10 protein-coding genes are annotated in these 13,958 nt (G+C 67.0%); 5 read left to right on the top strand and 5 right to left on the bottom strand.

Annotated features, from left to right (window positions below):
• Entirely contained in the window at positions 1–2,406 is a 2,406-nt protein-coding gene (locus ACQHGV_RS00815; protein ID WP_440979072.1) for a TonB-dependent receptor, read from the bottom strand.
• A 110-nt stretch (positions 2,407–2,516) separates the two neighbouring features.
• Positions 2,517–4,940: a DUF3772 domain-containing protein gene (locus ACQHGV_RS00810; protein ID WP_440979071.1), complete on the bottom strand. Its 2,424-nt coding sequence runs from the start codon at positions 4,938–4,940 to the stop codon at positions 2,517–2,519.
• A gap of 175 nt (positions 4,941–5,115) precedes the next feature.
• Here ACQHGV_RS00810 and ACQHGV_RS00805 point away from each other — a divergent pair, with 175 nt between their 5' ends.
• From ACQHGV_RS00805 to ACQHGV_RS00785, 5 genes are all read left to right on the top strand, one after another.
• Entirely contained in the window at positions 5,116–6,711 is a 1,596-nt protein-coding gene (locus ACQHGV_RS00805; protein ID WP_440979070.1) for a sensor histidine kinase, read from the top strand.
• Entirely contained in the window at positions 6,708–7,091 is a 384-nt protein-coding gene (locus tag ACQHGV_RS00800) for a response regulator (RefSeq protein WP_183951190.1), read from the top strand. Before ACQHGV_RS00805 ends, ACQHGV_RS00800 begins: the two co-directional genes overlap by 4 nt.
• Positions 7,088–7,873, top strand: coding sequence for a Crp/Fnr family transcriptional regulator (locus ACQHGV_RS00795; protein WP_440979069.1), 786 nt, complete (start codon positions 7,088–7,090; stop codon positions 7,871–7,873). The genes ACQHGV_RS00800 and ACQHGV_RS00795 overlap by 4 nt, the downstream gene beginning before the upstream one ends.
• A gap of 151 nt (positions 7,874–8,024) precedes the next feature.
• Entirely contained in the window at positions 8,025–10,715 is a 2,691-nt protein-coding gene (locus tag ACQHGV_RS00790) for a TonB-dependent receptor (RefSeq protein WP_440979068.1), read from the top strand.
• Entirely contained in the window at positions 10,715–11,815 is a 1,101-nt protein-coding gene (locus ACQHGV_RS00785; RefSeq protein WP_440979067.1) for a phosphatidylinositol-specific phospholipase C1-like protein, read from the top strand. The genes ACQHGV_RS00790 and ACQHGV_RS00785 overlap by 1 nt, the downstream gene beginning before the upstream one ends.
• Before the next feature lie 70 nt (positions 11,816–11,885).
• Here ACQHGV_RS00785 and ACQHGV_RS00780 read toward each other — a convergent pair whose 3' ends face one another.
• From ACQHGV_RS00780 to ACQHGV_RS00770, 3 genes are all read right to left on the bottom strand, one after another.
• Positions 11,886–12,362 (bottom strand): Rrf2 family transcriptional regulator, encoded by a 477-nt coding sequence (locus ACQHGV_RS00780; RefSeq protein WP_440979066.1) that lies wholly within the window; start codon positions 12,360–12,362, stop codon positions 11,886–11,888.
• 193 nt (positions 12,363–12,555) lie between these two features.
• Entirely contained in the window at positions 12,556–13,350 is a 795-nt protein-coding gene (locus tag ACQHGV_RS00775) for a glutaminyl-peptide cyclotransferase (RefSeq protein ID WP_440979065.1), read from the bottom strand.
• Positions 13,347–13,910: a helix-turn-helix domain-containing protein gene (locus tag ACQHGV_RS00770; protein WP_183951186.1), complete on the bottom strand. Its 564-nt coding sequence runs from the start codon at positions 13,908–13,910 to the stop codon at positions 13,347–13,349. The genes ACQHGV_RS00775 and ACQHGV_RS00770 overlap by 4 nt, the downstream gene beginning before the upstream one ends.
• Between the last annotated feature and the right edge of the window lie 48 nt (positions 13,911–13,958).

Raw genomic sequence — 13,958 nt, 5'->3', positions numbered from 1 at the left:
TCAGAACCGAACCGTGCCCTCCAAGCCGATGGTCCGGGGCGGATTGAAGTTGGCGTAATCGCCCAGCACCGCCGCGTTCGCGGCCGAGCGGCGGTAGATGTACGTGTTGTTGAGCAGGTTGCGGCTCCACAGCGAGATCGTCATCTTCGTGCCGTTCCCGGTCAGCGGCAGGTCGGCCAGCGCGATGCGGCCGTTCATCACGAAGCTCTTGTCGGTACGCGTCGTCTCGTTCTGGAAGCTGTAGACCGGGTCGGCGTAATTGCCGTCCAGGTGGAAGCGCAGCTTGGCCTCCGACCCCGGCATCGGCACCTCGTAATCGACATAGGCCGAGGCGGCGTTGCGCGGCGTGAACACCACGAAGACCTGGGTCGGCGCGTTGTTCAGGAACGGGTTCGGCGTCGCCGGCACGTTGGTGTAAGTGTACGCATAGGACGCGCCGACCGTCATCCCCTCGACCGGGTTGGTGGTCAGGTCCGCCTCGATCCCGCGAATCTTGGACGTGCCCGGCGCGTTGCGGGTTTCCTCGGTATGCAGATTATAGGTCGGGCTGGCGGGGTTGGTGTCGACATTGTCGAAGTCGATCTGGGTGCCGGTACGGTCCATGATGTACCCGGCGACGTTCAGGCGGACGCGGCGGTCGAACAGGTCCATCTTCGAGCCGATCTCATAGGACTTCACCGCTTCGGGGCCGAAGGCGGTGAAGGTCTGCGACCGCGCATTCGCACCGCCGGCGCGGTAGCCGGTCGAGTATTTGGCATAGAGATGGACGGTGTCGCTGGCGTCGAACGCCGCCGTCACCATCGGATCGAACCGGTTGTTGTCGAAGGTGAAGGGGAAGTTGGTCGACTTGCCCTGCACCAGATAGAGCGTGCCGTTGCGCTTGTCGTGGGTGTAGCGCCCGCCAACCGTCAGGTGGAAGGCGTCGAAGCCCGCCGGGGTATAGGTGCCTTGCGCAAAGGCGGCATAGCTATAGGCGCGCGCGAAGCTGCCGCGCTGGAGGAAGAACGAACCCGGCGCCCAGCCCTGGTTGCCCGAGGTGATCGTGCCCAGCGCGGTCTGCGACAGGATGGTGTAGCCGGTGCCGTCGCCATTCCACTGGTTGGTCGAGGGCGTCGCGGCGACCTCACGCGCGTTTTCGGTGAAGTAATAGAGGCCGGCGACGTAATCGAACTGCGGCAGGCTGCCGACCGCCTGGAACTCCTGACTGAACTGGTGCTGCTGCATGAAGGACAGGCTGTAACGGCTGAACTTGCCGTTCGGCAGGAACACGGTGCGATGCGCACCGCCCGAATTGTCCCACTGGTCGGTGTCGACGCCGCGCCATGCGGTGATCGAGCGCAGCTCGAGCCCCGGCATCACGTCGTAATTCAGCTTGGCCGAGAAGCCATGGGTGCGGTCGGTGCTCAGCGCCTGCGGTACGCCGATATCGGCGCGCTTCATGCGGTTGTCGCCCGACACGACGACCAGCGGCGACAGCGGCGCGATGGTGCCCGAGGGCAGCTTGCCGCCATTGGCGTTGATCTGCGCGATCGTCGCGACCGGCAGGCCGCGTGGGTTGTAGTTGACCAGCTGGCTGTAGAAGGGCGTGTTCTGGTCCTTGGCCTGGTCATAGGACAGCTCGGCCGAGAAGCCGCCGACCGGCTTCCAGAGGACGGCGGCATGGCCGCCGACGCGGTTGAAATAGCCCCAGCCGGCCGCCCCCGGCAGCGGGTTCGTCACGAACGCGTTCTGATGCTGGAGCACGCCGTCCAGCTTGACCGAGATATTGTGCCATTCGGGCAGGTTGACGTGCAGCGCGCTGTTATAGGCGCCGTAATTGCCGATTCCGGCAGTGACCGACGCACCGAACTTGCCGGTCGGCTTGGCGGTGACGATCGACAGCGCGCCGCCCTCGGTATTGCGGCCGAACAGCGTGCCCTGCGGCCCGCGCAGCACCTCGACCCGCTCGATGTCGAACAGCGCGGCGTTCAACCCTTGCGAGCGGCCCAGATAGACGCCGTCGATATAGACGCCGACGCCGGTGTCGCGCGCGGTCTGGTTCTGGTCGAAGGGGACGATGCCACGGATACCGATGGTCAGCGCCGACTGGCGCGCCTCGAAGGTGGCGACGCGCAGGCTGGGCACGGTGCCGTCGGCCAGGTCGAGCAGGCTTTGGACATGGCGGTCCTTCAGCACGGTCGGGTCGAGCACCGAGATGGCGATCGGCGTCTTCTGCAGGCTGGTCTCGCGCTTGGTGGCGGTGACCACGATCTCCTTCAGCTGGCCGGCATCGTCCGCCGGATCGGCGGCGGCGGTCGCGGGTGCCGGATCGGCCGGCTTGGCGTCGGCAGCGAGGGCGGGCGTGGCCGCGATCGCCAGGAATGCGGTGCCGCCCAGCAGCGTCGCGCGGATGAAATCGGTCGTCATGGTCGTCTTTATTCCTATCCCCCGATCGACCTTGCCGGTCGTCGCTGGCCGCGCGGATAGGGATACTCGGAGAAGGTAGCGTTACCCTTTGGTGACCGAGCGGGACTTTTTCATTTCATCTCGCGTTCATCCGGCGCCGGCGCGCTCAGCGGGTTCACCAGTTCCAGCCGCTGCGGCACGGTGCCGATGGTGATGCCGCGCTCGCGCAGCGTGGGGAGAAGTTGCAGCAGCACCGCGCTGCGGGCGCCATACGCCGCGCGCGGGCTGGCGACATGCGCGAAGCAGTTGAACAGGATACGCCCGTCGATGATCGAGTCGATAAAGGCCGAGGGTGCCGGTTCGGCCAGCACCGCCTCCTGCTGCGCGAAACAGTCGAGCACGATCGACCGCACCAGCGCGGCGTCCGATTCGATCGGCACCGAGAACTGGATCTGGATGCGGCCCAGCGGCCCCGACAGCGTCTTGTTCAGCACCGATTTGGTGATCAGTTCGGAATTGGGGACGATTAGCGTCGAATGATCGGCCAGCTCGATCTCGGTCGAGCGCACGCTGATCCGCTTGACGTCGCCCTCGTCGGTGCCGACGCGCACCAGATCGCCGATCTTGATCGGCCGCTCCGCCAGCAGGATCAGGCCGGAGACGAAATTCTGGGTGATCGCCTGAAGACCGAAACCGATGCCGACCGACAGCGCCGAGAGCAGGAGCGCGATCCGCTCCACCCCGATGCCGAGCGAGGCCAGGCCCCAGATGACGGCGAGCGCCACGCCGATATAGCGCGCGACGAGGCTGACCGAATTGCGCCCCGATCCGTCGAGATCGGTCGCGGGCAGATAGCGCTGGTCGAGCCAGCGCATGAAGGCGCGGACGATCGCCAGTCCGATAAACAGCATCAGCAGCCCGCGCAGGATCGCGCCGGGTGAAATCCAGACGCCGCCGACCTTCACCCCCTCGGCGAACTGACCGAGCTGGTCGAACACCGCGCCGGGATCGCTGCTCGCGCCGAAGGGGCGCAGCAACAGCCCCAGCGCCAGGATGATCAGCGTCAGCCGGACGACGCCCGACAGGACCAGGCCGAACTGGTCGACCATGCTGCCGCGTATGCCAAGCGCCCGCGTCAGGGTGACGCCGATCCGGCTGTCGCGCACGAACACGGTGGTGGCGATGTCGTCGGTGGCGACCAGCATCAGATAGAGCGCCGAGCCGAGCAGCACGGTCCAGCCGATCATCAGCGCGACGAACCACGCGAACCAGATATAGCCGATGACCAGCGCCACCGCCGCCACGCCCACCGCGATCCAGGCGAGGAGGATGGCGATGCTCAGCCCCGCGCTGATCCCGGCGCTCGTCGTCTGCTCGCGCGCGGCGCGCGCGGCGCGCAATCGGCCGAGCACGACCAGCGTGGCGACGATCAGCGCGAGGTGGATCAGCGCCTCGATCGCCTGGGTGGCGATGATCGCCGAACGGCTGCTGCCGATCGCGCCCTCGAACGATCCGATCATCGTCGTCGTGAAGGTCAGGACGGTCAGGACCCAGGACAGCGGCCGCAAGCGGTTGGCGGTCTCGTCATCGAACGGCGTGATCCGCCAGGACGGCTGGCTGCGCATCAAGACCGCGCCGGTCACCGCGGCGGTGAAGCCCGCGACGCCGGTGGCGAAGACGAACCCGTCGAGAAAGCCGCTCCAGCGCTGCGGCAGCAGGCCCGACCAGCGCAGCCCCTGCACGAACAGGAACGCGCCCGCCAGCGGGCACAGCGTGCCCACCGCCACCCGCCACAGGCTGTTGGCCGATCGCCGCACCCGGCTGGGCGGGGCCTCGGCGATCAGCCGCCGCTGCATCAGCCGGTGCGCCTTCAGCCGCACCGGCCCGACCAGGACGATCGCCAGCGCGAAGCCCAGGATCGCATGCCAGGGAATACCGCCACGCCATTGCCGCTGCAGCTGGGTGCCGCCCTGCTCCAGGAACAGCCATACCCGGCGCAGGTCGCGCGGCGTCTGGTCGAGGACGATCGTCCAGAAGGTCGGGCTGAGCGGCGACGGCACCTTGGAGGACAGTTTCTGGCTGAACTGCTCGGCCTGGCTGCGGTCGATCTCGTCGATCAGCTGGCCCGCCTCGACCCCCGCCAATCGGCCGCGCTTGATCGCGGCGTCCAGCGTCGTGCGCATATTGGTCAGCGTCCGCCGCTGCGCGCGCAATTCGGGCGCCTCCACCTCGCCGGGCGTCACCGTGCCCAGCCCGGCAATGCGCGCATTGACCAGCGCCAGCTGCTCGGTCAGGTCGGCGACCGCCTGGGTCGTCGCGGTCTGCGCCTCCTGCGCCTTGCCGCGCAGATCGCGACGGTCATCGTCATCGACACTCGCATCCAGCGCCCGGTCGACGCCGCGCACGTCCAGTTCGGCCTGCGCGATCCGATCCGTCGCGGCGGCCACCGGATCGCCCTGCGCCAGCGCCGGGCCTGCCAGGGCGAAGGCCGCGACGAGCCACAGGATCAGCGCGAGATGGCGGACAGTACGGGTTAGACGGACGACAAGGGGCATGGGAACAGGGCCAATCGGAACGGACCCAGCCCTCATACCCACCCCGCCCCCGTCAGGCGAGAGGCACCCGCCGGTGTCGCACGCGCATGGCATTTGCCAGCGGGGCGGAAATTGTGTGTACCGGGGACCCGGCACCGGTCGGGTTCGTTGGGAATACTCGGGAATTTTTGAAACCATGTCCGATTCGGCCGATCTGCCCCCGCGCGCCGCTATGCCCGAGCCGCCAGTCGACTCGGTGCAGCGCGACGCGCATGTGCTGGCCGGGATCAACCGCATCCTCCGCGAAGCGCTGAGCGCCTCGACCGAGGAGGATCTGGGGCAGCTGTGTCTGGAGGTGGCCGAGGACCTGACCGGCGCGGCGTTCAGCTTTTTCGGCGAGGAGCGCGATTCGAGCGGACGGCTCGACCATCTGGCGATCAGCGAGCGTGGCTGGGCCGCCTATCGTGGCAGCGACCCCGAATTTTCGCAGCGCAAGCTGCCCAATGGCCTGAAGATACATGGCATCTTCGGCGAGGTGATGATCCAGGATCGCACCCTGATCGTCAACGAACCCGCCAGCCATCCCGCGCGCGTCGGCCTGCCTCAGGGGCATCCGGTGCTGCACAATTTCCTGGGCGTGCCGCTGCGCCACAATGGCGAGACCTTCGCCATGTTCGCGCTGGGCAACCACCCGACCGGCTTTACCGAGCGCGAGAAGGCGATCGCCGAGGAACTCGCCCCCGCCATCGTCCAGGCGCTGCTGCGCAAGCGCGCCGAAGTGGCCTCGCGCGCCAGCCGCCGCCGGCTGCTGACCCTGATCGAGGGGATACCCCAGCTGGTCTGGACCGCGACCAGCGACGGCCGGTGGACCTGGGCCAGCCCGCAATGGGTGACAACGACCGGGCTGTCGGTCGAGGAGAGCCTGGGCCATGGCTGGCAGGCCGCCGTCCACCCCGAGGACCGCGATGCCGCGCACGCCTTCTGGGCGCAGGCCGGCGATCACGGCGACCTGACCATGGAGGGTCGGCTGTTCCATGCCGAGACCGGTCGCTATCGCTGGTACAAGACGCGCGCGACGCCGGTGCGCGACGATCACGGTGCGATCATCGAATGGTTCGGCACCTCGACCGACATCGACAATCTGCGCCGCCTGCAGGACCGGCAGGAGACGCTGGTCGCCGAGTTGCAGCACCGGGTCCGCAACATCCTGACCATCGTCCGGTCGATCTTCACCCGCACGGTCGAGGCGGGCGGGCCGATCGACGAGATTTCGGATCATTTCCGCGGCCGGCTGGACGCGCTGGCGCGCACCCAGATCGTCGCGACCCAGACGGTGTCGGGGCGCGTCGACCTGGAAAACCTGATCCGCGACGAACTGCTGGGCGTGGGGGCGATCGAGGACGAACGGCTGTCGATCCGGGGACCGGACGTCACCCTGCCGGCCGATACCGCCGAGTCGATTGGGCTGGCGATCCACGAACTGACGACCAATGCGTTGAAATATGGCGCGCTTCGTCATGCGACCGGGCGGCTGGCGATCGCCTGGCATGTCGAGGCGCATCCGAACGGCAAATGCGAACTGATTGTAAAATGGGATGAAACGGGTGTACCAGCCATGCCTGTCCCGCCGGTCCGTGAAGGATTCGGGACCGAGCTGATCCGTGAGGCTCTGCCCTATGGGCTGGGCGCGCGGACCGAATTGCAATTCCGTGGTGGCGGTGTCTTTTGCGTGATATCGTTACCATTGCCGGCTGAGGACGTCGGCCAGTTGAACCGGAGTGCCGAGGGATGAGCCACGATTCGCCGCTTGCCGCCAAGCGAATCCTCGTGGTGGAGGACGAATATTTCATCGCCCGCGACCTGGAGCGCGCGCTGCGCGCTGCCGATGCGATCGTCATCGGCCCGGTCGCGACGCTGGAGCAGGGATTGGACCTGGCCGAGACCCAGGAGCTGGATGCGGCGGTCCTCGACGTCAATCTGGCCGGCACCCGCGCCTTTCCCATTGCCGATCGGCTGTCCGCGCGGTCGGTGCCGTGGACCTTCCTGACCGGTTATGACGACTGGGCCCTGCCCGCCCCCTATCGCTCGGCCTCGATCGTCGCCAAGCCTTTCCATGCCGACCGCGTCATCCGCGCGATCGGCGCGCTGATGCCCGATGAAGGACGCGCATGACCCAGCTTTCCCGCAAAATCCGTCCCGAGGATGAGGTCGAGGGCCTCGACGCGCCCGCACTCCGCCGGCTGAACGCGCTCGGTCCGCTGGACGCGGCGGATCGCGAGCGGCTGCTTGCCGCGATGGCCGAGGCGCGGATCGTGCCGGTGCGTCACCCCATCCTGACCCTGGGCCGGCCGATGCCCGAAAGCCAGATCCTGCTCCACGGCTGGGCCGCGCGCGTCCGCATCCTGCCCGATGGCCGGCGCCAGTTCATGAGCTTCTATCTGCCCGGCGACGTGATCGGGCGCGTGCATCACGCCCTGCCGATCGCCTCGGCGACGGTGATCGCGCTGACCGAATGCGTGCTGTGCACCGCCCCCGCCGCGCCCGCCGGATCGAGCCTGGAACAGGTCTATGCCGTCGGCGAGGCGCTCGACGAGGCCTATCTGCTCGGCCATGTCGTCCAGCTCGGCCGACTGAACGCGCAGGAACGGATCGGCGACTTCCTGCTGGAAATCTATGAGCGGCTGTCGCTCGCCGGGCTAACCGTGGGCGGCAGTTTCGAGATGCCGCTGACCCAGGAGATGCTGGCCGACGCGCTGGGGCTGACCCCGGTGCACGTCAACCGCATGATCCAGCAGGCCCGGCGCGACGGCGACCTGATGTGGAAATCGGGCCGCGTCCTGCTGCGCGATCCCAATCGCACCGCGCGCACGATCGGCCGCCTCCGCCCGCAGGTGACGGGTGGCCAGCCCGAGTACGGGACCGATACGGCGTCGGAGCCTTCCCGACCGGCGTAAAGGCGATCATCACAAATTGACCGATATATGTTTGCCTTTGGTCTCTGATTGGCATTTTCATCATATCGTCATCGATATTTCGCCGATCTGACATCACCTCCCCCTAACGCCCCCGTCGAACCGGCATACCGGCCGATGGGGGATCATATTCATGCTTACGTCTCGCAGCCTGCTGAAGGCTTCGGTTTCGCTCATCTTGATGACCGGCGCGCTGGCCGCACCCGCCATGGCGCAGCAGGTGCCCACCGGCCCGACCGCCGCCGATGAGGGCGAACAGGGCGAAGAGATCGTCGTCAACGGCACCTATGCCCGCAGCCTGGCGGCCGGCATCGAGACGAAGCGCCGCGCGGCCTACGGCGTCGATTCGATCAGTTCGACCGACATCGGCAAGTTCCCGACGCAGAACGTCGCCGAGGCGCTGCAGCTCGTGCCCGGCGTGGCGATCACCCGCCCGCGCGGCGAGGGCCTGTATGTCAGCGTGCGCGGTCTGGGGCCGCAGTTCCAGAACACGCTGATGAACGGGCGCACCATCGCGCTCAACGACCTGATCGAAAATGGTGGTGCTGCCGGGCGGCAGTTCCGCTTCGAGATGCTGCCCGCCGAATTCACCTCGAGCATCGACGTGGTGAAGACTCCGACCGCCGACATGAGCGAAGGCGCGCTGGGCGGCAATATCGACGTCAAGACCTTCCGCCCGCTCGAGGTCGGCAACAAGACGACCGTCAACATCCGCGGCACCTACACCACCCAGACCAAGGATGTGCGCCCCAACGTCACCGTGCTGACCAGCGCCAAGAACGGCGACGGCACCTTCGGCATCCTGGCGGGCGCGCAATATTGGGGCAAGACGGTCCGCAACGACCGCTTCATGAACTTCGGCTGGCTGCTGAACCGCTACGTCGATCCGACCGATCCGAACGCTCCGAAGCGTGGTGGCGCGCCGACCGGCCTCTACTCGCCGACCCGCACCCGCCCGACCGTCGAGACCGAGGATCGCAAGCGCATCTCCGGCATCGTGTCGGCGCAATGGGCGCCCACGACCGAGCTGGAAACCACGCTGGACGTGATCGCGACGCGCCTGGACGTCGCCTATGACGAGTTCGGCCTCGACATCTATCCCGACGACGTCAACGTCACGATCGGCAACGTCAAGCAGCTGCCGACCGTGCTCCAGCCCGGCTATACCGTCACCGGCGACACGATCACCAAGGCGACGATCGCCAATGCCCGCTTCATGGGCACCCGCGAATACAGCCTCAACCGTCACGACCTGCTGACCATCGGCCTGAAGCAGGCGTGGAACCCGGATCGCTGGCATGTCACCGCCAATGTGAACTGGTCGGCGGCGCACAGCTATCACCCCGATTACCGCACCGGCACGGTGCGCAGCCGCGCCTATTTCATCGCGCCGCTGACCTATGACGCGAGCGCCGGCTATCAGACGATGCCGACCTTCACGACCCCGGTCGATGTCACCAATCCGGCCAATTACAAGCTGTTCCAGTTCAACATCGCGCCCAAGGACAGCAAGGACTGGGATTTCTATTCGCGCCTCGACGTTGCGCATGATTTCGACGGCTTCCTGTCGAAGCTGGCGGCGGGTGGCGAATATCACTGGCGCAAGCGCGACTATTTCCGCCGCGACTATCTGATCGACACCGGCACCAACCAGCCGCTGACCAATTACGGCGCGGGCGCCTATCAGCAGCTGCCCTATGACGATTTCCTGTCGGACGTGGGCGGCAATGCGTTCCGTAACTGGCTGGTCCCGACCACCGCGGCCTATGTCGGCAATTTCTTCACCCCCGCCATCCAGGCGCAGGGCCTGTCGCTGGGCGACCGCCGTTCGTCCTTCGTCGTCAGCGAAAAGATCGCCGCCGCCTATGTCCGCGCCGATTATCAGTTCGACGCAGGCGCGGTGCCGGTCAGCGGCAATGTCGGCGTGCGCTATGTCCACACCGATCAGGTGGCGAGCGGCACGCTGACCGCCGGCAGCACTTACACGCCGGTCAGCTACCCCAAGACGTTCAACAACGTCCTGCCCAGCTTCAACCTGCGCGCCGATCTGACGCAGAAGCTGGTCGGTCGTCTGGCGGCCAGCCGCGTGCTGACCCGCCCCAACGTCACCGACACCGCGCCGCGCATCACCGTGTCGACCGATGCGCAAACCGCCAGCGGTGGCAATCCGCAGCTCGTCCCCTTCCTCGCCACCCAGTTCGACGGGTCGCTGGAATGGTATTTCGCGCCCTCGGGCATGTTGTCGGGTGCGGTCTTCTACAAAGCGATGGACGATTACATCACCCAGTCGAATACCGAGATCAACATTCCGAATCGCGGCACCGTCCGCCTGTCGAGCTCGGTCAACGGCGGCAATGCCAAGGTCTATGGTGCGGAAGCGGCCTATAGCCAGGTCTTTACCTTCCTGCCCGAGCCGTTCGACGGCTTCGGCGTGCAGGGGTCCTACACCCATACCGAGGTAAAGGCCGACTACACAGCGGGCTCGCGCACTATCAAGGATCAGCTGATCGGCCTGTCGAAGAACAGCTTCAACCTGGTCGGCTTCTACGACAAGGGGCCGCTGTCCGCCCGCCTGTCCTATGTCTGGCGCGACAAATATCTGTCGAGCACGGGCAGCACGGTGCAGGCGCCGACCTATGTCGCGGCCTTCGGATCGCTCGACGGCCAGCTGTCGGTGCGCACCGCCGACAATATGACGCTGACGCTGGAGGGCATCAACCTGGCCGGCGCGCGCCAGAACACCTATAACGACAACAATCTGCGCTTCGGCGAGATCAACTATTATGGCCGGACGATCCTGTTCGGCGTGCGGGCCGAGTTCTGATGTCGGCCCGGACCTTCCTGACGCTGGCGGCGGTCCTCGCGACCGCCGCCGCCCCGGTGCCGCAAGCCCCGTTGCGGATGAACGACATTCAGGTCGTCGGCTCGCACAACAGCTACAAGAAGCGGATCGCGCCGGCGGTCTTCGCCGAACTCGAACGCCGCGATCCCAAGCTCGCCGCCGCGCTCGATTACGATCACCTGACGCTCGCCGAACAGCTCGATCGCGGGGTGCGCCAGTTGGAGATCGACATCTTCGCCGACCCGCAAGGCGGGCGTTTCGCCGATCCCAAGGGCGAGGCCATGGCACGCGCCGCCGGCGAGCAGACCGGTTTCGATCGCGCCGCGATGATGAAGCCGGGCTTCAAGGTCTTCCACATCCCCGAGGTCGATTACCGATCCTGCGGCACGTTCAAACAATGCATCGGCCAGATCGACGCCTGGTCGCGCGCGCATCCGCGCCATCTGCCGATCATGGTGACGATCAACGCCGCCGACCGGCCGATCAACAAGCCCGGCGTCACCGATCCGCTGCCGCTGACCGCGCCGCTGCTCGATGCGCTCGACGCCGAGATCCGCGACGTGCTGACGTCCGACCGCATCATCACGCCGGACGACGTACGCGGCAAGGCGCCGACGTTGCGCGAGGCGGTGACCACCAAAGGTTGGCCGACGCTCGATCGCGCGCGCGGGAAAATCTGGTTCGTGCTCGACACGCCCCCGGACGTGTCCGACCGCTACCGCGCGGGGCATCCGTCGCTGAAGGGTCGTCCGATCTTCGGCTGGTACGACACCGACCAGCCCGAGGCCTCGGTCGAGATCGTCGGCGACCCGCGCACCGATGGCGCCAAGATCAGGCAGTGGGTGAAACAGGGCTTCATCGTCCGCACCCGCAGCGACGCCGACACGCGCGAGGCTCGCGAGAACGACCATGCCCGCCAGCAGGCCGCGATCGACAGCGGCGCACAGGCGGTGTCGACCGATTATTATCCCGGTGCGCCCGCTCGCGCGTGGAACAAGGGCTTCACCGTGACCCTGCCCGGTGGGGTGATGGAACGCTGCAACCCGGTCACGCGCGCGCCGGACTGCACCTTGCCCCGATAAGGGCCTTCATCTCCGCAACAGCAAAACGCCCGCCGATCGACCATCGGCGGGCGTTTTCTTGTCGCCGCGATCAGCCGCCCCGGCCGGCCGCCAACGCCATCGGCTCGAACGTCATATGCGACGCCCCGGCGCGCACCCGTATATCGGTCAGCACATCGTCCAGCGTCAGGTCGGCGAGCTTCTCCTCCAGCGCCTCGCGCACCGGTGTTAGCATCGCCTCCAGGCTGGGGGTGATATGGCGATCGATCACGCTGTCGCCCTCGGGCGGCTGGCGGTGGAAGGCGAAGAAGTTGCGATCCTCGACCGCATGATAGACATCGACCAGCCGGATTTCCGACGACGGCCTGGCCAGCATCGCCCCGCCGCGATTGCCCAGCTGCGACCGGGTCAACCCTGCGCTCGCCAGCCGCAGCAGAAGCGCACGGACGACCGCGGCGTTGGAATTGACACTGGCGGCGATGTCTTCGGAGCGAAGGGGCATGTCGCCATGATCGGCAAGCAGCGCCAGCATATGCAGCGAGACGACAAAACGCGTACTGGTCGGCAAGTAATCCCGCTCCTGTTTCCCCGTTCCGCTCCGGCCCCAACGCCAGAGCGGCACTGCTGACCGCATATCATACCCATGCACGGTCAATCAGTTAATAACTCAGGTTAGTCTTATACGATCACCGATGCCACGCAAGCCCGGCATCGTTTACGGTCGGCAGAACACCGCGCGGCCGGGAAAGTGCCACGCGCCCCTATCCTTTCGCGCCACCACCCAGCCGGATCTCGTACAGCTCGGGCCAGTTCTTGCCGGTGACGAAAATCCGGTGCTTCGCCCGGTCATAGGCGATGCCGTTGGCCACCGAATCCCGGTCGGTGACGCCCGCGCGCGTGACCAGTTCGCTCAGGTCGACGACCCCCTTCACCACGCCGTTCGCCGGATCGATCCGCACGATATAGGGCGTCATCCAGACATTGGCCCAGATCTGCCCGCCGATATATTCCAGCTCGTTGAGATATTTGAGCGGCCGGCCATTGACCGTGACATCCAGCGTGCGTGCCACCGCCATGGTGGCGGGGTTCAGGAAGCGCAGGCGCGGCGTGCCGTCCGACAGGATGATCTGGCGACCGTCATCGGTCATCGCCCAGCCCTCGCCGGCATATTTCCATTCGCCGAGCTTCTTGAGCGCCGGCCGGCTCCAGCGGAAACCGCGTCCGCCATGCCAGGTCACGCTGCGCAGTTCGGGGCCCCAGGCGACGATGCCCTCGCCGAACAGGCCGGAGGGCACGGTCGCCTGGCGCAGCGTCCTGCCGCTCGCCAGATCGACCTGGCGGATCACGCTCTGCCCCTCGCGACCCGTGCTTTCATAGAGTGCGCCATCGGCGATCAGCAGCCCCTCGGTGAAGGCGGTACTGTCATGCGGATAGGCGCGGACGACCACTGGCTTTTCGACCGGCGGCGGTGCGGGCGCAGGAACGGGGGCCGTCGCCTGTGGTGCGGCGGCCGGCAGCAGCAGCGCGAGCGCGAGGATCAGCGGACGGACCGTCACAGCGTGCGCACCAGTCGCGCCACCCGCGCGATCCAGGCGGGCGCCGTCACCGTCACCCCCGCCGCCCCCGGCTCCAGCGGCAACAGATGCAACCCGTCGCCGGGTAGGCCCGCCAGGCGGGCAAAGACATAACCACCGGCCGACCGGGGAACGAGGATATCGCGATTCATGGCCTCGGCGAATCTATCGGGGCCAAGGGGTTCGCACCAGAGCTCATCGCCCGCCCGGTATTCGCCGACCGCGCCGGTCACCGTGACCGCCATCATCCCCGGCGCAGCGCAGGGCGGCGACACCACCCGCGCGGTCCGGGGTGCGACCGCGCCGCGTGGCCCCAGCAGCGCCGCGACGGGCAGCGTCTCGCGCACCGGCAGGGTCACCAGATCGGTCGCGGTACAGCCCAGCGCCGCCGCGATCCGGTTGAGCCAGGGCAGCGACACGGTGCGCGTCCCCATCTCCAGCCGCCCGATCGTCTGCGGCGTGGTCGGAGGGCAACAGGCCCGCGCGACATCGTCCAGCGTCATGCCCTTGGCGCGGCGCACTTCGCGGATCGCGGTGATCATCGCCATCTCCCCCCTTGAACCTTCCCGGTTCCAAGGTGTCGGACAGTC

It is taken from the genome of Sphingomonas pseudosanguinis (genome assembly GCF_052056765.1).
Taxonomy (GTDB): Bacteria; Pseudomonadota; Alphaproteobacteria; order Sphingomonadales; family Sphingomonadaceae; genus Sphingomonas; species Sphingomonas pseudosanguinis.
The sequence above is the reverse complement of the archived record's forward strand: the minus strand, read 5'-3'. Positions and strand labels throughout refer to the sequence as shown.

Excerpts from the sequence above, each read along its gene's own strand:
- ACQHGV_RS00815 (WP_440979072.1), bottom strand. The coding sequence starts at position 2,406 with ATGACGACCGATTTCATCCGCGCGACGCTGCTGGGCGGCACCGCATTC.
- ACQHGV_RS00810 (WP_440979071.1), bottom strand. The coding sequence starts at position 4,940 with ATGCCCCTTGTCGTCCGTCTAACCCGTACTGTCCGCCATCTCGCGCTG.
- ACQHGV_RS00805 (WP_440979070.1), top strand. The coding sequence starts at position 5,116 with ATGTCCGATTCGGCCGATCTGCCCCCGCGCGCCGCTATGCCCGAGCCG.
- ACQHGV_RS00800 (WP_183951190.1), top strand. The coding sequence starts at position 6,708 with ATGAGCCACGATTCGCCGCTTGCCGCCAAGCGAATCCTCGTGGTGGAG.
- ACQHGV_RS00795 (WP_440979069.1), top strand. The coding sequence starts at position 7,088 with ATGACCCAGCTTTCCCGCAAAATCCGTCCCGAGGATGAGGTCGAGGGC.
- ACQHGV_RS00790 (WP_440979068.1), top strand. The coding sequence starts at position 8,025 with ATGCTTACGTCTCGCAGCCTGCTGAAGGCTTCGGTTTCGCTCATCTTG.
- ACQHGV_RS00785 (WP_440979067.1), top strand. The coding sequence starts at position 10,715 with ATGTCGGCCCGGACCTTCCTGACGCTGGCGGCGGTCCTCGCGACCGCC.
- ACQHGV_RS00770 (WP_183951186.1), bottom strand. The coding sequence starts at position 13,910 with ATGATCACCGCGATCCGCGAAGTGCGCCGCGCCAAGGGCATGACGCTG.